The sequence below is a fragment of the Bradyrhizobium sp. Mp19 genome, assembly GCF_029952935.1.
GTDB lineage: Bacteria > Pseudomonadota > Alphaproteobacteria > Rhizobiales > Xanthobacteraceae > Bradyrhizobium > Bradyrhizobium elkanii.
Genome location: NZ_JASAUT010000063.1, coordinates 16,007 through 34,650, shown reverse-complemented (window position 1 = coordinate 34,650; position 18,644 = coordinate 16,007). Strand labels below are relative to the sequence as shown.

General features: G+C 66.2%; 13 protein-coding genes. 6 read left to right on the top strand and 7 right to left on the bottom strand.

The annotated features are described in order from the left end of the window. Positions 1-16: 16 nt before the first annotated feature. Genes QJT82_RS38300 through QJT82_RS38280 form a run of 5 tightly spaced genes read right to left on the bottom strand, consistent with a single transcriptional unit; the run spans position 17 to position 6,417 of the window. The gene (locus QJT82_RS38300) at positions 17-1,318 is read right to left on the bottom strand and encodes an ArgE/DapE family deacylase (protein WP_028343652.1); all 1,302 of its coding nucleotides are present in this window, start codon (positions 1,316-1,318) and stop codon (positions 17-19) included. Continuing rightward, positions 1,315-3,003, bottom strand: a complete 1,689-nt coding sequence (locus QJT82_RS38295; RefSeq protein WP_259245073.1) for an ABC transporter ATP-binding protein — start codon at positions 3,001-3,003, stop codon at positions 1,315-1,317. The genes QJT82_RS38300 and QJT82_RS38295 overlap by 4 nt, the downstream gene beginning before the upstream one ends. After that, positions 3,000-3,833, bottom strand: a complete 834-nt coding sequence (locus tag QJT82_RS38290; RefSeq protein ID WP_281446690.1) for an ABC transporter permease — start codon at positions 3,831-3,833, stop codon at positions 3,000-3,002. The genes QJT82_RS38295 and QJT82_RS38290 overlap by 4 nt, the downstream gene beginning before the upstream one ends. Continuing rightward, the gene (locus tag QJT82_RS38285; RefSeq protein ID WP_281446689.1) at positions 3,809-4,843 is read right to left on the bottom strand and encodes an ABC transporter permease; all 1,035 of its coding nucleotides are present in this window, start codon (positions 4,841-4,843) and stop codon (positions 3,809-3,811) included. Before QJT82_RS38285 ends, QJT82_RS38290 begins: the two co-directional genes overlap by 25 nt. Further along, positions 4,840-6,417: an ABC transporter substrate-binding protein gene (locus tag QJT82_RS38280; protein ID WP_028343649.1), complete on the bottom strand. Its 1,578-nt coding sequence runs from the start codon at positions 6,415-6,417 to the stop codon at positions 4,840-4,842. Before QJT82_RS38280 ends, QJT82_RS38285 begins: the two co-directional genes overlap by 4 nt. Positions 6,418-6,602: 185 nt before the next feature. Between QJT82_RS38280 and QJT82_RS38275 the strand changes: the two genes are divergently transcribed. Further along, entirely contained in the window at positions 6,603-7,463 is an 861-nt protein-coding gene (locus QJT82_RS38275) for a helix-turn-helix transcriptional regulator (protein ID WP_028343648.1), read from the top strand. Between the two features lie 248 nt (positions 7,464-7,711). Here the strand turns inward: QJT82_RS38275 and QJT82_RS38270 are convergent, their stop codons facing one another. Then, positions 7,712-8,386, bottom strand: a complete 675-nt coding sequence (locus QJT82_RS38270) for a Crp/Fnr family transcriptional regulator (protein WP_016845951.1) — start codon at positions 8,384-8,386, stop codon at positions 7,712-7,714. 215 nt (positions 8,387-8,601) lie between these two features. On the opposite strand from QJT82_RS38270, the gene QJT82_RS38265 reads away from it, so the two are divergent. The 4 genes from QJT82_RS38265 (at position 8,602) to QJT82_RS38250 (ending at position 15,514) form a co-directional block, all read left to right on the top strand. After that, positions 8,602-10,659, top strand: coding sequence for an AsmA family protein (locus tag QJT82_RS38265; protein ID WP_028343647.1), 2,058 nt, complete (start codon positions 8,602-8,604; stop codon positions 10,657-10,659). Positions 10,660-10,793: 134 nt separating this feature from the next. Further along, the gene (locus QJT82_RS38260; protein ID WP_028343646.1) at positions 10,794-13,286 is read left to right on the top strand and encodes an adenylate/guanylate cyclase domain-containing protein; all 2,493 of its coding nucleotides are present in this window, start codon (positions 10,794-10,796) and stop codon (positions 13,284-13,286) included. Between the two features lie 418 nt (positions 13,287-13,704). After that, positions 13,705-14,628: an alpha/beta fold hydrolase gene (locus QJT82_RS38255; RefSeq protein WP_196238222.1), complete on the top strand. Its 924-nt coding sequence runs from the start codon at positions 13,705-13,707 to the stop codon at positions 14,626-14,628. Between the two features lie 7 nt (positions 14,629-14,635). Beyond that, a complete protein-coding gene (locus tag QJT82_RS38250; protein WP_035632869.1) occupies positions 14,636-15,514 on the top strand; it encodes an HlyD family efflux transporter periplasmic adaptor subunit in 879 nt (292 codons plus the stop codon). A gap of 176 nt (positions 15,515-15,690) precedes the next feature. On the opposite strand, the gene QJT82_RS38245 is transcribed toward QJT82_RS38250, so the two are convergent. Then, positions 15,691-16,542 (bottom strand): caspase family protein, encoded by an 852-nt coding sequence (locus tag QJT82_RS38245; RefSeq protein WP_028343643.1) that lies wholly within the window; start codon positions 16,540-16,542, stop codon positions 15,691-15,693. A gap of 372 nt (positions 16,543-16,914) precedes the next feature. Here QJT82_RS38245 and QJT82_RS38240 point away from each other — a divergent pair, with 372 nt between their 5' ends. Continuing rightward, complete coding sequence (locus QJT82_RS38240; RefSeq protein WP_028343642.1) at positions 16,915-18,642, top strand: hypothetical protein; 1,728 nt, start codon at positions 16,915-16,917, stop codon at positions 18,640-18,642. Positions 18,643-18,644 lie beyond the last annotated feature (2 nt).

Genomic DNA, 18,644 nt, shown 5'->3' with positions numbered 1-18,644 from the left:
TTTTCCGGATCATGCTCTATACCGCGTCGATCCCGCACCAGCTCGCGACGAAGAGGGCGTAGGCCTTGGTGACCTTCTTCAGCGAATCGAGCTGGACCCGTTCATTGAAGCCGTGCGCGTTCTCCATCCTGGCGCCGAAGCAAAATGCGGGAACACCATAGTCCAGGCCATAGAAGCGCGCATCCGTCAGCGCGGTCGAGGGAAAATCCGTCAGCTTGCGCTCGAACACATGCTCGTAGACCGAACCGAGGACGGCCTCGCTCTCCTGCACCTCGGTCGCTTCATAGCCCGGCGACAGGAAGCCCGACCAGACGATCTCGGGCGGATTGTTGGCGAGGAACGGATGGGCCCGGGCGGCCTTGGTCACGCAGTCGACGATCTCGGCCTGGCAGTCGGCGATTTTCCATCCCGGCAGGATGCCGATTCGGCAATCGACGTCGCACCAGGCCGGTACGCTGGAGGCCCAATCGCCGCCCTTGATGATGCCCGGATTGAAGTTGAGCGGGTGATGCACCGCGCCGAAATAGCGATGCGACTTGGCACGCTCGTTCCACTCCGCCTCCAGCGCGTCGAGATGGCCGATCAGATGATAGGCGGCGCGGATGGCGTTGGAGCCGGTGCCGGCGCGCGCGACATGGACCGGGATTCCGCGAACCCTGAGGCGAAACCAGATCACGCCGACCTGGGCGCGCATCAACCGTTCCTCGGTCGGCTCCGGCAGCAGGCAGGCATCGGCACGGTAACCTCGCTGCAAGGTCGAGAGCGCGCCGAGACCGGTGCTCTCCTCCTCGATCACGGATTGCATATGGATGCGGCCCTTCGGCGCAAAGCCCGCGGCCTTCACCGCATCGAGCGCGTAGAGCGCGGCAATGGTGCCCGACTTCATGTCGCCGGTGCCGCGGCCATAGAGCCAGCCGTCCTCGACCACCGGCTGGAACGGCGGCCGCTCCCACATGTCGAGCGGCCCGACCGGCACCACGTCGCAATGCCCCTGAAGGATCAGCGAACGTCCCTCCTCGCGCGCCGGCCGATAGGTGCCGACGACGGTCCGCGCGCGGGAGAAATCGGTCTCGACCGGCCCGTAGCCCGGCAGCGTCTTCAGCTCGTCCTGATTGATGACCCAGTCGTCGACCTCATAGCCGCGCTCGCGCAGCAACTTCGCGAACATGTCCTGACAGGGACCTTCCTGACCGCGCGTGCTGGGAATCGACGAGAAGGCGATCGTGGTCGCGATCTGCTGCTCGAAGGCGGCGTCGACAGCCGCCTCGATGCGCTCGCGCGCGCTGGCCGGAAGGGGGACTGAACGGCTGTCGGTCATGAATTGGTCCTTGCTGTGGGGCGTGCATCGGCCGCGGCCGCAAAGCCCGGCTGGTCGAAGAAATCGCGCCCGGGAATCGCGTCGAGCAGATCGCGCGTGTAGGCCTGGCGCGGCGCGGTGAACACTTCGGCGGTGGTGCCTTCCTCCACGATACGCCCCTTCTGCAGGACGATGACGCGGTCAGCGATCTCGGCGGCGATCCGCAAATCGTGCGTGATGAAGATCATCGCAAGCCGCATCTCCTGGCGCAACTCGGCGAGCAGCGCCAGCACCTGGGCCTGCACCGAGACGTCCAGCGCCGACACCGCCTCGTCGGCGATCAGAACCCGCGGCTTCAGCGCCAGCGCCCGCGCGATGCAGATGCGCTGGCGCTGGCCGCCCGAGAATTCGTGCGGGTAGCGATCGGCGGCGGTCGCCGACAGGCCGACCCGCACAAGGAGCTTGTTCGCCTGCGCCATCGCCTCGGTCCGCGACGTGCCATAGGCCATCGGACCGCGCGCGATGGCATCGCCGACCTTCTGGCGCGGATCGAGACTGGCAAACGGATCCTGGAACACGATCTGGAGCCGGCGCCGCGCCTGGCGCAATGCCTCGCCGCGCAGCTGCCGGAGATCCGCGCCGCCGAAGCGGATGGCACCGGCGTCAGGTTCGGTGAGCCGCATGATCATGCGGCCGAGCGTCGACTTGCCGGAGCCGGATTCACCGACCACCGCAAGCGTCTCGCCCTCGTGCAGCGTCAGCGAGACGCCATCAGCGGCGATCACCTCGCGTGGCGGCTGCAACCAGCCGCGCTTGACCCGAAAGGTCTTTTGCAGGCCGATGACCTCGAGCAACGGCTCGGGACGCACGATGGCCTCGTGGATGTCGGCGAGGCGCGCCTTCGGAACCGCGTCGATCAATTCGCGCGTGTAGGCGGCCTGCGGATTGCGAAGCACCTCGCTGGCCGTGCCCTGCTCGACCACCTTGCCATGGCGCAGCACCACGACGCGATCGGCAACGTCGGCGACGACGCCGAAATCATGGGTGATCAGCAGCACGCCCATGCCGCGCTCGCGCCGGAGATCGTCGATCAGGCGCAGGATCTGGCGCTGGGTCGTGACATCGAGCGCGGTGGTCGGCTCGTCCGCGATCAGGAGCGCGGGGCGGTTGGCCATCGCCATCGCGATCATCACGCGCTGGCGCTGGCCGCCGGAAAGCTCGAACGGGTAGCTCTTTTCCAGCAGCTGCGGATTCGGCAGCCCGACCTGGGTCAGCAGCGTCAGCACCCGCTCGCGGACTTCGGTCACCGAGGGCGCAGGCCGCTGGTGCGCCAGGATCATCTCCTCGATCTGCCTGCCGACGCGCTTCAGCGGATTGAGCGAGGACAACGGCTCTTGAAAGATCATCGCGGCGTTGCCGCCGCGCAACTTGCGGAGGGCGCGGCCGTCGAGCTTCGACGGATCCTGCCCTGCGACCGTCACGGCACCGGACCCGACGTCGACGCCCCGCGGCAACAGCGACAGCACCGCATGCGCGATCATCGACTTGCCGGAGCCGGATTCGCCGACCAGACAAACCACCTCGTTTGGCCTGATTTCAAACGACACATTCTCGACCGCGAGGGGCCGGTCGCCCCCTTTGGGGAGCGCAATCGAGAGGCCCTCGACTGCAAGAACAGGCGCGCCGGACTGCATGGCTTCGCTCATGACCGGCGCCTCGAGACGCGCGGGTTGAGAACATCCGACAGTCCCTCGCCGAACAGGTTGATCGCCAGCACGGTGACGAGGATGGCGAGGCCGGGAAACACGCTCATCCACCACGCATTCCGGATCACGGTGCGGCCCGCACCGATCATGAAGCCCCACGACATCAGATTGGGATCGCCGAGCCCCATGAAGGACAGCGCGCTTTCCAGCAGGATCGCGGTCGCGACCGTCAGCGACGTCACCACCAGGATCGGCGAGATCGCGTTCGGCAGGATATGGCCGAGCACGATGCGCCAGGTGCGTTCGCCCTGGCACAGCGCGGCCTCGACGAATTCGCGGTGCCGCAGACGGAGGAATTCGGCGCGCGTGAGCCGCGCCAGCGGCGGCCAGCTCACCGCGCCGATGGTCAGGATGATCGTCAGCAGCGACGGATTGAAGGTCGCGACCAGCAGGATGGCCAGCACGAAGGCCGGAATAGTCTGGAACAATTCCGTCATCCGCATCAGCACCAGATCGACCTTGCCGCCGAAATAGCCTGACATCGCGCCGATCACGACGCCGATCGCCATCGCCGCGAGCGCCGAGGCGATGCCGATCAGGAGCGACACGCGCGCGCCATAGGCGACGCCGGCGGCGACGTCGCGGCCGAGCGTATCGCCACCGAGCCATAATCCGTCCTCGCCGGGCGGCGTGAACGGCGCGCCGACCATCTCCCAGGGCGAGACCGGAAATGCGACCGGCGCGATGATCGCGACGACAACGACGACGAGGAGCAGGACAAGGCCAAGTCGGAGGCCAAGCGGTCTTAGGAAGACAAATATGTCTGGCAACTCCTTGGCTCACAGAACGACATGGCTACGATCCGACTTATCAGCCGGTAGACCAGGTCGGTGAGCAGGTTGAGCGCGATCACGACGATCGAGAGGATCAGGAAGATGCCGAGCAGGACCGGATAGTCGCGCTGCAGCAGTGCCTCGAAGGTCAGGCGGCCGAGGCCCGGCCAGGCAAACACCGTCTCGATCACCACGGCGCCGCCGACCAGCGCGCCGGCCTGCATGCCGGCGACAGTGACGACCGGCACCAGCGCATTGCGCAGCATGTGGCCGACCACGATCCGTGTTCCGGACAAGCCCTTGGCGCGCGCGGTCTTGATGAAATCCTGCTGCGCGACCTCGATGATCGAGGATCGCATCAGCCGGGCATAGATCGCCAGATAGATCGCCGCCAGCGACGTGACCGGCATGATCATGTGTTTCATGATGTCGAGCGCATGTTCGACCGGCGAGAGCTGGACGTTGATGGTCTCGTAGCCGAACGGCGGCAGCCAGCCGAGCGTCACCGAGAACACCAGCACGAGCATCAGGCCGAGCCAGAACACCGGCGTCGCGTAGAGCACGAGCGAGAGCACGGTGAACACCGTGTCGAGCACACTGCCCGCCGCGAGCCCGGCCAGCGCGCCGAGCGCGGTGCCGATCAAGAGCGCGAGGCAGAAGGCCGTCACGGTCAAGAGAAGCGTCGCCGGAAGCCGTTCGAGGATCAGATCGACGACCGGACGGCGCTGGCGGTGGGAATAGCCGAGGTCGAGCCTGACGACACGGCCGAGGTGGCTCGCAAGCTGCACGAAATACGGCTTGTCGAGCCCGTACTCCTTGCGCAGGTCGTCGAGCAGTTTTGGATCGGACGCGCCGGATTGCCCGGCCATGACCTGGGCCGGATCGCCGGGCGCGGCCCGCACCAGCACGAAGTTGAACGTCGCGATGACGAGGATCACGGCGACGAGCTGGGCGATGCGGCTGACCGCCTGAAGTCCGATCGCCGCTGCGCTCCCGAGCCGGGTCACGATTTGTAGACCGACCCGAAGGTTTCGTGCGAGCCGATGCCCGTCGTCACGATGTTCTTGAACGCCTTGTCGTAGATGATGGGATATTCGATCTCGAGCGTCCAGGCCACCGGCACGTCCTCGACCAGGATCTGCTGCACCTTGGTGTAGAGCTCCTGCCGCTTGGCTTCATCGAGCGTCACCGCGGCCTCGTCGAACAGTTTGTCGACCTCGGGATTCGAATAGCCCTGCGTGTTGGAGAACAGGATGCCCTTCTTGATGTTCGACGAAATATAGGTGCGGGCGACGCCCAGCGCGGGATCGCCAAGCTGGTAGAGCAGATTCTGGGTCATCTCATAATCCCAGTTGCCGACCTTCTCGGCCCATCCGGCCATGTCGGTGCCGACAAGGACGAGGTCGATGCCGACCCGCGCGAAGCTCTGGCGGAAGAATTCGCCGGCCCGCTGATAGGACTCGCCATAGGGCGGCACGATATACTTGATCTCGGCGCGCTTGCCGTTGGCGCCAGGCTTCAATCCCATGTCGTCGAGCAGGGCCTTGGCCTTGTCGACCGAAAACTCGTAGCGCTTCACGTTCGGATCGTAGAACCGCGTCTTCGACGAGATCGGTCCGGTCGCCACCTTGGCATTGCCGAAATAGACCCGCTTGCTGAACGCCTCGCGATCGATCAGGTGCATCACCGCCTGCCGGAACCGCTTGTCGTTCATCGGCGCGATGCGATTGTTCATTTCGAGCCACTGATGCGGCGCGAAATACTCGTAGCCCCTGGTGGTGAATTCGAGGTTCTTCTGCGCCTTGAAGCGCTGCACATCGTAGAATTCGACGTCGGACCATTGCACGAGCTGCACCGTACCGTTCTCGAGCGCCAGCGCGCGCGAGGCCGCGTCCGGAATCACACGGTAGACGATCTCGTCGAGATAGGGCTGGTCCTTCTGATAGTAGCCGTCGTGGCGGACGAGATGAACATGCGAGCCGCGCACCCACTCCTTCAGCTTGAAGGGGCCGGTGCCGATCGCCTTGTCGTTCTCCGGATTCTTGCGGTAGTCGGTGCCGTCATAGATGTGCTTGGGCACGATCGGGGCGGACGTGCAATCGAAGCAGCCGATGAAGGGCGCGAACGGCTGCTTCAATTTGAACACGACGGTGAGCGGATCGGGCGCCTCCGCCGACGCCACGCGGGCGAAGTTTTGCCGTGCGCGCGGATGCGTCTCCACCAGCAGCTTCATGCAGCTGAAGACCACGTCCTCCGAGGTCATTGGCTTGCCGTCGTGGAAGGTGATGCCCGGAAACAGCTTGAACGTATAGGTCAGACCGTCGGGCGAGATCTCCCAGGACTGCGCCATGCCGGGCATCGGCTTGAGATCGGCGCCGTATTTCAGCAGGCCTTCGTAAATCTTGCCGCCGAGCGTCAAGGTCGGCTGCTGCTGGTTCAGCGCGGTCACCAGAACCGGCGGCTCGGGCTGGATGATGGTGTTGAGCGTTCCACCGCGGGTCTGGCCCGCCGCCCGCGTGATGCCGAACGGGATGGCTGCACCGCAGGCCAGCATTGCCTTGGTGAATTCGCGTCTGTTCATCGGACCTCTCCGTCTCCGCGCTCTCACATTCGATTTCGGCGAATGCCGCGGGGTGAGGCATTGTTGCCAAACGCCATATCCCGCGCTACCTGAAGAGGGACAACAACCATCGCGATCGGGCCAAGTGGCCCGGAAGATGCATGAGCACCCTGCGAAAACGACGATCGATCAGGAGCTCACGACACTTGAAAGTCGCAGCGCGACGAAATGACACCACCGGCTTGCGCGTTTGCCGCAAGCAATCGGGTCCCGCAGCCGCCGCGCACTATGCCGGACAGCTGCAACAGGTCGAGCGGCCGCTCGCGGCGATGGCGGCCTCCTATCCGAACGAAAGCACCAGTGCACGACACGCGCACCGACGCGATCAATTCATCCTGCAGACCGCGGGCGTCACCTCGATGATGACCGAGCGCGGCCATTTCGTCGTGCCGCCCGGCCACGGTCTGTGGATTCCGGCCGGCGTCGCGCACCAGTCGCGGGCATGGGGCGAGGTCGAGATCCAGACCATCTATGTCACGCCTGACCGCATCAGGAACGCTCCGGCGACATGCCGCCTGATCAGGGTCTCCGCGCTGGTCGAAGCGTTGATGGAAGAAGCGGTGCATATGCCGACCCGTTACGATCCGGAAGGGCGCGACGGCAGGCTGGTCGATTTCCTGCTCGACGAGATCGGCAGGATGCCGGAAGTGTCGCTGCATGTGCAGGTGCCGCCCGATCCGCGGCTCGCCGCGATCTGCGAAGCCGTGCTGGTCGATCCGAGTTCCGATCTCACGCTCGACGAATGGGCCGATCGCTGCCAGCTCAGCCGGCGGACGCTGACGCGTCTGTTCCGGCGCGAGACCGGCCAGAGTTTTGCGGCCTGGCGCCAGCGGGTGCGGCTGCTCGAAGCGCTGGCGCGGCTCGGCGCCGGCGAAGCCGTCACCTGCGTTGCGCTCGACGTCGGCTATGAAAGCCCGAGCGCTTTCGCCGCGATGTTCAAGCGCGAGCTCGGCGCCGCGCCGCGCCAGTATCTGCGCTGGGCCGATCCCGAAGTGGTGTTGAGGTAGGCTGATTCGCGTCACGCATCTGCCGGAACGCAAAACCCCTGCGGTCAACGGGAGAGACCGCAGGGGTTTGCAGGTGGATGGCGTGAGGCCAGCAAAGGCTGGGTGTCACCCCAAGGACCGGCGGCCGGATGAAAGCGGTACCGGCCTCATCATGCAAGCACGTCTTTTAGGCAGGAGTGCGTCAACATTCGCGAGCAAAGCGCGCGAAAGAATCGGATCTTCCCGCGCGCGTTGCATTCGCGCCCGCTCTAGTCGTTGCGGGCAACCGCCGTCAGCTTGGTCATGTTGTGCAGCATGATCCGGCCGCGTTGCAGGTCGACGATGCCGTCCCTGCGCCAGGTCTGCAGCTGCCGGTTGACGCTTTCGCGCGCGGCGCCGACGAAGATGCCGAGCTGTTCCTGCGAGATGTGCACCTCGGAACCGAAATCCTCGGCCAGCGCGCACAGCCGCCGTGCGAGGCGGACCGGCAATGGCTGCAGCACGGATTCTTCCATCCGCTCGCTCTGCCATCGGATGCGCTGGCACAGCAATTCGATCAGCCTGACCGCGACCTTCGGCTCGCGCTCGAGGAAGCCGAGGAAATCCTGCCGCCGCAACACGAATAATTCGCTGGGCTCGCCCGCGGTCGCATCCGCGGTGCGGTCCTGACCGTCGAGCACGGCGACTTCGCCGAACAGGTCGCCGGATCCCATGAAGTTCAGTGTGAGCCGGCTGCCGTCGGAGGCACCGGTCTCGATCCGGATCTGACCACGGCGGACCCCAAACAGGGCATCGCCGGGATCGCCTTTCTGGAACAGCACCTCGCCGGTCGCGAGTTGCTGGGTGTGGCAGAGGCCGGAAAGCCGCTGCAATTCGTCCGCACCGAGATCGGCGAACATCGGATTCATCTTCAGAATGACCGCAAATTCGGCCTGTTTGCTCATTGTACTGCTGCCTTCCAAATCCATCCGAGCCGATCCCCTGACGCCCGGTTAGCAAAAATCACCCTCATAAGAGTGTGTGAGAGGTCACATAAGTTCATGCGGTAACGGATTATTTTTCCGGTCAATGGAGCGAGATCCCGTTTGCGGGATAAACTCGTGTGATCGGCCGTGTCCTTCTGCGGCGGAATTCCGCTTGCCCGGCCTGGAACAACGACATGAGAGCACTGAAATTCGCCGGGGCCGCCATCGCTGCCGTGATCGTGATCATCGCGCTGGTCGCAGCGGTCGGGATCCCGTCCTCGTTCCTCACATCTGCGATCACCGATCGGGTCGAGCGCGAGACCGGCTACAAGCTCACCATCAATGGCGGCGCCAGGATAGGCCTCTGGCCGAGGGTCAATCTGACGCTGAGCGATGTCGTGTTGCAGGACCCGCGGGGGCGCGACGTCAACAACCGGTTCGCAGCCGCTAGCGTCGGGGCCGAGATGACGTTGTCGAGCCTGTGGTCGGGCCAGCCCGACATCACCGACCTTTCGATCGTCAAGCCGGTGATCAATCTGCCGCTGCAGCGCGAGCGCACCCGCGACCACAATCCGCCGGCGAAATCCTCCGCGTCCGATGGCGGCGGCATCACGATCCGGCATGTCAGCATCACCGGCGGAACCATCGTGCTCTCCAATGTGCGCGACCGGGTCGAGAACCGGATCGAGACGCTCAACGCGGACGCGACCATTGGCGACGACCGCAAGATCGTCGTGACGGGTGATGCACACGCCGGCGACAAGCCGCTGAGGTTCGAGATCCGCGCGACCGCGCCGCAAGCGCCGCTGGAGCGTCAGAGCGTGCCGGCCGAATTCAGCATCGATGCGCCCGGCCTGCTGCCCGCGGCGATCAAGGCGAATGCGGAAGCGCGGTTGAACGGCACGGTGGTGATGTTCAACGGCGTCTCCGGCACGCTCGGCGATGGCGGCTTCACCGGCTGGGCCTCGGTCGATTTCGCCAGCAACAAGCCGCTGGTGAAGCTCGATCTCGACTTCCAGCGCATTGCGATCGCGATGCCGCCGGGCCAGTCCGGCTCCACGCAGCCGCTCGGCACCAATACCTGGAGCAACGCGTCGATCGATCTTGCCGGGCTCAACTATGTCGACGCGCAGGCGCGCATCTCGGCGGCGGAGCTCGTGATCGGCGACGGCCGCTTTGCGCAGGCGGCGATCGATGCGTCCATCGACAGCGGCGTGCTGAAGGGCCGGCTCGCCAATCTCGGCGCCTATGAGGGCACCGCCAATGGCGACGTCACCATTGACGCGCGAGCTACGAATCCAATCTACGCGCTGCGGCTCGACCTCGCCGGCGTGCGCGCGCTGCCGGTGCTGAAGAGCCTTGCCGAGTTCGACAAGCTCGACGGCAGGATGCAGGCCAAGATCGCGCTGACCGCGCAAGGCGGCAGCGAGCGCGCCATCGTCGGCAATCTCGCCGGCACCGCCTTCGTCGTGTTCCAGGACGGCAAGATCCTCGGCCTCAACGTGGCGCAGATGATCCGGAGCCTCACCACCAGCACCTTGTCGGGCTGGCAGGAGAGCCAGGAATTGTCGACCGATCTCAGCCAGCTCTCGGCGTCATTCAAGGTCGACAAGGGCCAGGCCGTCACCACCGATCTCAATCTGATCGGCCCGCTGGTGAAGATGACCGGGGTCGGCACCATCGACCTCAACACCCGCCAGATCGGGTTCCGCGTCGAGCCGCAGCTCGTGATGACCACCGAAGGCCAGGGCCGCGCCGGCAATCCGGTCGGCCTCGGCATCCCCGTGATGCTCGAGGGACCCTGGGTATCGCCGCGGATCTATCCGGAGATGCAGGGCATCCTCGACAATCCGCAGGCGGCCTATGCCAAGCTCAAGGAGATGGGCAAGGGCCTGTTCGGGGCGAACGGCCAGGGGCTGAGTGAAGGCCTCAACGGGCTGACCAATCTGCTCAACGGCGTGCAGGGCGGCGCGCAGCCCGGCACCGGCCAGCCACCCGGCGGCGGCGCCGGCCAGAGCAACCCGCTCGGCGGGCAGCTTGGCGACACCATCGGCAATTTGCTGCAGCAGGGCCTCTCCACCTTCAATCAAGGCAACGCATCGCGGCCGAGCCGCAGCCTGGCCAAGCCCGAGGCGGACGCGCCGCCGGCCGCCGATCCGGCCCCGCCACCGCCCCCTCCGCCCGGCGAGACCGCCGAGCAGCACGACAGTCCGGCGATGAAGGACGTGCTGCGTCAGCTGTTCAATCGCTGATATTCCCGGACATCCCCCGCCGATATGAAGGGATAACCATGCGGCCCGAGCGGCCGCCCCGCCTCGCCGATCCGTGCTAAACAGCGGCGGATCGTGCGGCGCACCCGATTGATGCGAGGGGCGGACGAGGCTGGATGAACGCGGCTACGGACAAGGGCAAGAACTGGTTCCTGCGCGGCGGCCTGTTCGCCAAATATGTCCTCGCGCTGGTCGGCCTCGTCGTATTCGTGCTCGCGGTCAACGGCGCGCTCGAGACCTGGATCAGCTACCGCGGCATCAAGGGCACGCTGACGGATGCGATGAGCGAGAAGGCGGACGCCACCGCCAAGCGCATCGAGCAGGCGATCTCCGACCTCGAGCGCCAGATCTCCTGGGTGACCCGCGCCTCCTCCAATACGATCGAGCTGCGCCGCGCCGACTATGCCCAGCTGCTCGGCCAGGTGCCGGCGGTGAGCCAGCTCACCCTGATCAGCGGCCAGGGCCGCGAGCTGCTGCGGCTGTCGCGCCAGACCACCACCGTCAACTCCAACGCCGACTTCTCCCGCGATGGCAGGTTCACCGAGACCATCGCCCGCGGCACCGCCTATGCGCCGGCGTATTTTCGCGACGGGCGGCCGTTCATGTCGATCGGCGAGCAGCATTCCGGCTTCAATGCCGGCGTCACCATGGCCGAGATCGACCTGCGCTTCCTCAATGACTATTTCGGCGATTCCCAGGTCGGCCGGCTCGCTCATGCCTATGTCGTCGACGGCAAGGGCCGCGTGCTGGCGAGCTCGTCGAAGGGCCCCGAGGTCGGCAAGGATCTTGCCGCGCTGCCGCAGGTCGCCGCGGTGCTTTCGCCCGGCGGCAGGCCGATCGCCTCCGGCAAGGATGTCGACGGCAACGCGGTGCTGACCACAGCAACGGCCGCGCCGAACCTCGGCTGGCACGTGTTCTATGAGCAGCCGACCGCGCAGGCGCTGTCGCCGATCCGCGACCAGCTGGTGCGCATCGCGCTCTTGATCGCGCTCGGCCTCGTGGTCGCGATCATCGCCGGCACGATCCTGGCGCGGCGCATGCTGGAGCCGATCACCGCGCTGCGCACCGGCGCGCGGCGGCTTGGCGCCGGCGACTTCGGCCATCGCATCGAGGTGAAGACTTCAGATGAGCTGGAGGAGCTCGCCGGCCAATTCAACAGCATGGCCACGCAGCTGGCCGAAACCTATTCCGACCTCGAGGCCAAGGTGAAGGAGCGCACCCGCGACCTCGCGCAATCGATCAACGAGCTGAAGGTACTGGAGGAGGTCGGCCGCGCGGTGGCGTCCTCGCTCGATCTTGCCGCCGTGCTGCCGACGGTCGGCGCCCGCGCGCTCGAGATCACCCATGCCGACGCCGTGCTGATCTATGGCTATGACGCCGCACGGCGCAGCTTCACCCTGACGCAATCGATCGGCATCGACAGCGGAGCCGAAGGCCATCATCGCGCGATCGATGCGGCAAACAGCCCGCTCGGCGACGCCGCGGCCAAGGGCGAGCCGCTGGCGTTTCCCGATCTCACCGACCAGCCCGATCATCCGCTGCGCGATGTCGTGGTCGGCGCCGGCTTCCGCTCCGTGCTTGTGGTGCCGCTGGTCGACCAGCAAGGCGTGCTCGGCGCGCTGGTGGTGCTGCGCAAGGCGGCCGGCGATTTCCCGTCGAGCCTGATCGGCCTGATGAAGACTTTCGCGCACCAGGCGGTGCTGGCGATGCGCAACGCGCGGCTGTTCACCGAGGTCGACCAGAAGAGCCACGCGCTGGAAGAGGCCAACGCCACCGTGCGCGAGCAGGCCGACAAGCTGCGCGAGCAGACCGAAGCCCTCAAGGACTGGAACAAGTCGCTGGAGCAGCGGGTCGAGACCCAGCTCGGCGAGATCGAGCGCATCCGAAGGCTCGAGCGCTTCCTGGCGCCGCAGGTGGCGCAGCTGATCGCCTCGTCCGACAATCCCGAGGGCCTGCTCGACAGCCACCGCCGCGAGGTCACCGTCGTATTCTGCGACCTGCGCGGCTTCACCGCCTTCACCGAGGCGACCGAGCCGGAAGAGGCGATGAACGTGCTGCGCGAATATCACGCCGCGCTCGGCAAGCTGATCTTCAAATATGAAGGCACCCTCGACAAATATGCCGGCGACGGCGTGATGATCCTGTTCAACGCGCCGATCCAGCTTGCCGACCACACCGCGCGCGCCGTGAAGATGGCGGTGGAAATGCGCGACACGGTCGGTCCGCTGACCGAGAAGTGGCGCAACCGCGGGCATAGCCTCGGCTTCGGCATCGGCATTGCGCTCGGCTATGCCACGCTCGGCCAGGTCGGCTTCGAGCAGCGGCTGGAATATGCCGCGATCGGCAGCGTCACCAACCTCGCCTCCCGCCTGTGCGGCGAGGCCAAGGCCGGCCAGATCGTGGTGAGCCGCCGCGTCTACGGCATGGTCGAACCCTTCGTCGAGGGCCGCGCCATCGACGACCTCGTGCTGAAGGGATTCAATCATCCGATCCTGGCAGCGGAGATCCTGAGCTGGAAGGGCGAGCGATCAGCGGAAGCGGCGGCGGAGCAGCTCCGCTCTCTCCCATCGTCGTCCCTGCGAAAGCCGGGACCCATAACCACAGGGTGAAATTGCTGTGCGACTCTGTGGCCCCAGCGAACTCCCACACGCAAAGCGGTGGTTATGGGTCCCTGCTTCCGCAGGGACGACACCGGAGATGAGGCGCCGTCCTGATTCGATTATCAAACAGCCGAGGGGAGAACACACGCTCGCATCCTCGCGACGCCACCGCGCCCGAGTCATGCGATCAGCGCACGCCGTCGCACGCGCCGCCAGGTGATTTGGGGGCAACAGCTGCCCTTGCTTTCATGTCCGCGAAATCTCGCGAACCTTAAATCACCATCCAGTGAATCGGGTTGCCTCCGCAATCACGATCCCGCCCCCTCCCGCCCCTCCCAGGAATAACCCATCCCCCGCCTCGCTCGCGTCATGACGGGCGCGTGCGAACGCGCGTCCGGCGATAACAAGAACAAGCAGGATGGGTTTGATGAAGGGTTTGGATGGGACGCACGCGGCGCCGGTGGTGGCGCTGCATTGCTCGCTGGGGTCGGGACGGCAATGGACCAAGCTTGCGGCCGCGCTCGGCGGCGACAGGTTCATGGCGCCGGATATTTCCGGCTATGGCGTTGCCGCCTGCGGGCGCGACTGGCCGCGGACGCTGGATGGCGAGATCGCGCGGCTCGAGCCCTGGCTCGCCAAGGCCGACGGGCCGATCCATCTGATCGGGCATTCCTATGGCGCGGCGATCGCGTTTCGGCTGGCGACCACGTCGCCTTACGCACAGCACGTTCGCAGCCTGACGCTGATCGAGCCGGTGCTTCCCACGTTGCTTCGCGACACGCCTGCCGACGCGCGGCTGTACGATCGCTTCGCGCGGATCGCGCAGGTCGTCTCAAAGGATATTGTCGACGGCGCCGTGATGGAGGCGGTCGAGGCGTTCACCGCGTTCTGGGCCGGCTCCGGCCCGCGCGAGCAGTTCTCGCCGAGCGGGCGGCTGCGGATGATCGAGCAGGCCGACAAGCTGCCTTTCGATTTCAGCGCCGCGCTCGATCTCGACGGGGTGGCGGAAGCCGCGCGTGCCTTGAAGGTGCCGACGCTGCTGCTGTCGGGCGGGTTGTCGCCCTATGTGACCCAGCGCATTGTCGCCAAACTCGCCGCGCTGATCGATGGCGCCGAGCTGCGGCATTTGCCGGCCGCCGGCCACATGCTGCCGGTGACGCATGCCGATCGGGTCAACCCGGAGATCCTGCGGCATATCTGGCGCGCCGAGGAGCTGACGAATTTGGAGCTGGCGAATTTGGAGCTGGCGAAGCTGGAGCTGGCGGCGGATGCGGGGCCGGCCGACGTGGCGCAGCCGGCTGGCTCGGCCAGACGGCATCTGGTATTCAGGAGGCCCTCATTTTGGGAATAGTTTGCCGATGATTTTGCCTCGCACGCGCGCCTCAGCCCTCGCCGCCTCCGCGCTGCTCGTGCTCGCGGCCTCTCACGCGCTTGCCGCGGGCGAAGCCGACGCCGTGCCGAAGGGCGCGGCGGTGACGGTGCTGAAGGCCGCAAAGTTCTGCTTCGGCAATATCGTCGAGGTCTCCGGCATCGTGCTGCCGCGCGATGAGCAGCAGATCCGGCCCGAGCGGTTCGGCTTGAAGGTGGCGGAGGTGCTGGTCGATCCCGGCGACACCGTCGCCGCCGGCCAGGTGCTGGCGAAGCTGACCGATGGCGCCAACTCGGTCAACGTCACGGCGCCGGTGGCGGGCACGATCTCGGCGTCGTCGGCGATCGTCGGCGCGCCGGCCTCGGGCAAGGACGCGCTGTTCTCGATCATCGCCAAGAGCGAGTACGACCTGGTCGGCATGGTGCCGACCCGCGACATCGCCAAGCTGAAGACCGAGCAGACGGCGCAGCTCAAGATCCTCGGCGCCGGCGATCTCGACGGCAAGGTGCGGCGGATCGCGCCGACCGTCGAGCCGAACAGCCAGCTCGGCCAGGTGTTCATTGGCATCGGCGCCAACAAGCGGCTGCTGGTGAATTCGTCCGGCCGCGCCCAGATCAAGACCGGGCAGAGCTGCGGCGTCGCGGTGCCGCTGACCGCGATCCTCTATTCCACCGCGGGCACCGTGGTGCAGGTGGTGCGCGGCGGCCGCGTCGAGACGCGGCGGGTCGAGACCGGATTGATGTCGGCCGGCCAGGTCGAGATCCGCGACGGCATCCAGGAAGGCGACATCGTCGTCGCCCGCGCCGGCGCGCTGCTGCGCGAGGGCGATCCGGTGCGGCCGGTCGGCGCCAGCGCGGATGCGAAGTGAGGCGTCGCTACATCCACAGTGTCGTCCTGGCGAAAGCCAGGACCCATAACCACCGACAGAAGTTTTGCGAAGACTTGCAGTGAACGCGCGCCGCGGTACACGCAGCAGGCTTCAACGATAGATCACGCGGTATGGGTCCCGGCTTTCGCCGGGACGACGTAGGGAAAGAGCTAGGCTCAGCCGCCGAGCTTGATGTCTTCCAGCAGCGAGGACGACACGCTCGGCACCTGCTCGCCTTCGCTGGCACGCGAGATCGCAACGCGGGTCTTGTTGAAGGCGCTCTCTGCCCCGGCCTGGGCGTTGAGGTTGTTGAGCAGCTCGGAGACCAGCACGCTGTTCGGCGCCTTGCTGTCGTCGGCGACCTTGCCCGGCGTCGCCGAGCTCAGCACAATGGTGTTCTCCGGCGGGCTGATCGGCGCGAGGCCATGCGAGAACGCGCGGAAGCGGCGCTCATAGGGATTGCGGCGCGAAGCATCGAGCACGACGAGCTTGGCCTTGGCGCCGCGCTCCTTCATCGCATCGAGCACGGACTCGACGCTGACGCCGGTGCGCTTGACGTCGGCTTCCTTCCAGATCGTGGCGTCGACCGGGATCATGTAGCTCTCGCGGCCGACCTGCACGCCGTAGCCGCCGAAGAACAGCAGCACGACGGTGTCGGGGCGAATCTTGGCCTTCATGCGCTCGACCGCGCGGAACATGTCGTCCTTGGTCGCATCCTCGACCACGTCGACGTCAAAGCCCTCGCGGCGCAGCGCCGTCGACAAGGTGCGGGCATCGTTGATCGGCTGAGCCAGCGGCGCCGCAGCGTCCGGATAGTGGCCGTTGCCGATGATCAGCGCGAGGCGGGAGGTGCCGGTCGGAATGCTGCCGGTCTGCTCTGAGGTGACGGCTCCGACCGCCCCCTTGGCGACATCGAGCGTCCGCTTGTTGAGCGCGGCATGGGCGCCAATCGCCAGCGACACCGTGCCGGCCACCGCGACGCAGACGGCGATGGTGCGGCGGGAAATGCGAAGCTGCCTAAGGTCCATAGCGTTCCTAAGTCCCAATTCTTATCCCGATGGCGCTCAAGCGAAGATCGCGCCAGTTAGTCGCGTCAAAGACGTTCAGGTTTAATGGGGTTGAGGTGTGTGTGCCGTTGAATTGAACTCAATTTGCGGCGCCGCAACAAACGCTCCTTTAACCCGGACGGCCGCTCGGGGCAACCCGAATTGCCGCATGCTGCCGCCCGGCAGAGGCCATTGACGCCGTTAAAATCCCGTTACGTGATCTTAGTCACATTTGTGTTTTGTGGCGATTCATGTAGCTTTCCAAAGACTTGCGAGTTTGGGGCGGAGCGACAGGAAACACCGTCGGGCGGCGGCGTTAACCGGTTCCTCGGGAAAGGGGATTCTTTGAGCTTCTTGGGCCTTCACGAGATCGCAGGCGCGGTGTGCCGGTCGCTGACCGTCAAGAAGGACGGCCCGTCGCTGTACGACGTCTGCGACCCCGTGCTGCAGGCCTATCGCGGCGGCGATGCCCATCTCGGAAAATTCTACCGGACCGCGCTCGGCAACCCGCCGCTGCGCGCGCTGCTCCGCCGCACCGGCCTGCCCGCGCTCAACGATCCCGGCCGCCTCGCCGGCCTGCGCGCGGCGCTTACCGCGGCGCGCGACGTCGCGGCGCCGGACTGGGCCGCGATCGGCACGCCGATCGCAGCGTTGATGGACGGTATCGGCGTGCGCCACCCGGCCCCGCCGGCCGCGACCGCACCTAGCCGCCCGCCGGAGATCGCCGAGATCGACCGCGTGATCCGCCTGACCGGCGCGCATCTGTTGCGCTCGTTCGGCAGGAACGGCTTCATCCCGACCTATGCCGCCTTCAATTTGATCGGCGACCCCGACGTCGGCGGGCGCGAGCTGCTGATGGCGCTGACCGGGCTGAACGCGCGCGGCTACAAGAACTCGACCTTGCTGTTCAATTTGGCGCGGATCTTCATCGCGCATTCGCCGGCGCGCGCGCTGATCAATCCGCCCTGGCGCGGCATCGCCGAGCCGATGTGGGAGCCGGTCCAGATCCGCCACCGCTCGGCCTATTACGACGCCTTCTTCACCGAGGCGCTGCTCGGCTTCGTCGAGACCGGGCTCGCCGCGCCGGATGAAGCTGTTACCGCGCGGCGCGCGATCGCCGACATGGTGGACTTTTGCCTCAAGACCAGCGCCGAGGAGGTGCCGTCGCATGACGGCTCGACGGTGAAGGTCATCACCGCGCTGGCGCCGGGGAGGCATCCGCGCTTCTCGCGCTTCTTCGCCCAGATCAAGCAGGATCTCGGCTTCGGCATCTATGTGCCGGACTGCGACACCACGGCGTGCTCGTTCTCGGCCGCGACCCAGGCCGGCTCCGACGATCCGATCCTGCAGCAGCCGCTGCTCGACTTCTACCGCGGCTACCAGGTGCGATCGGGCGCCAACGAGCCGCGCGTCACCGTGCCGCTCAACGACAACATCGACTACGAGGGCGGCGTCGTCACCTGGATCGACAATCTCGCCGGCGAGCGGCCCTATGGCAACGACCTCGATCCGACGCTGAATCTCGACATCCTCGAGGTCTCGTTCCGCAACCTCGCCCGCTGGCAGATCATCGAGACGCCGCAGCGGCTGGAGACCGTGCATCGCATCATCGCCTTCCAGAAACAGCTGGTCGAAAGCGGCGCGTTCAAAAACCCGCGCTCGCACATCTATTATCTGCCCGAGCTCTATTCGGCCTATTTCGGCCGCTGCTATGCCGCCTTCGTCGCGCTGCCGCTGGCGGCGCAGCGCATCATCGATCCCGGCAACGTGTTCGCACTGATCCGCGCCCGCGTGCTCGGCTATGTCACGCACGAGCTGATCGCCCACGAGATGAACCCGTTCGACGCCGCGCTGGCGCTGATGGCGCTGGCGCATCTTGGCGCCGAGGTCTCGACCTTCACGCCGGCGCTGCACTGCATCGTGCAGGGCCTCGGCGAGGGCGGCCGCAAGGGGCCCTACCGGGCCTATGAGTGGAATAAGATGAAGACGCCGACCCGCATCCTGGTCGGCGGGCCGGAGGTGACCTCGGCTTTCGTGCTGATGGCGCTTGCGCTGGCGAAGCGACGAATGGCCGCGGTGTAGGT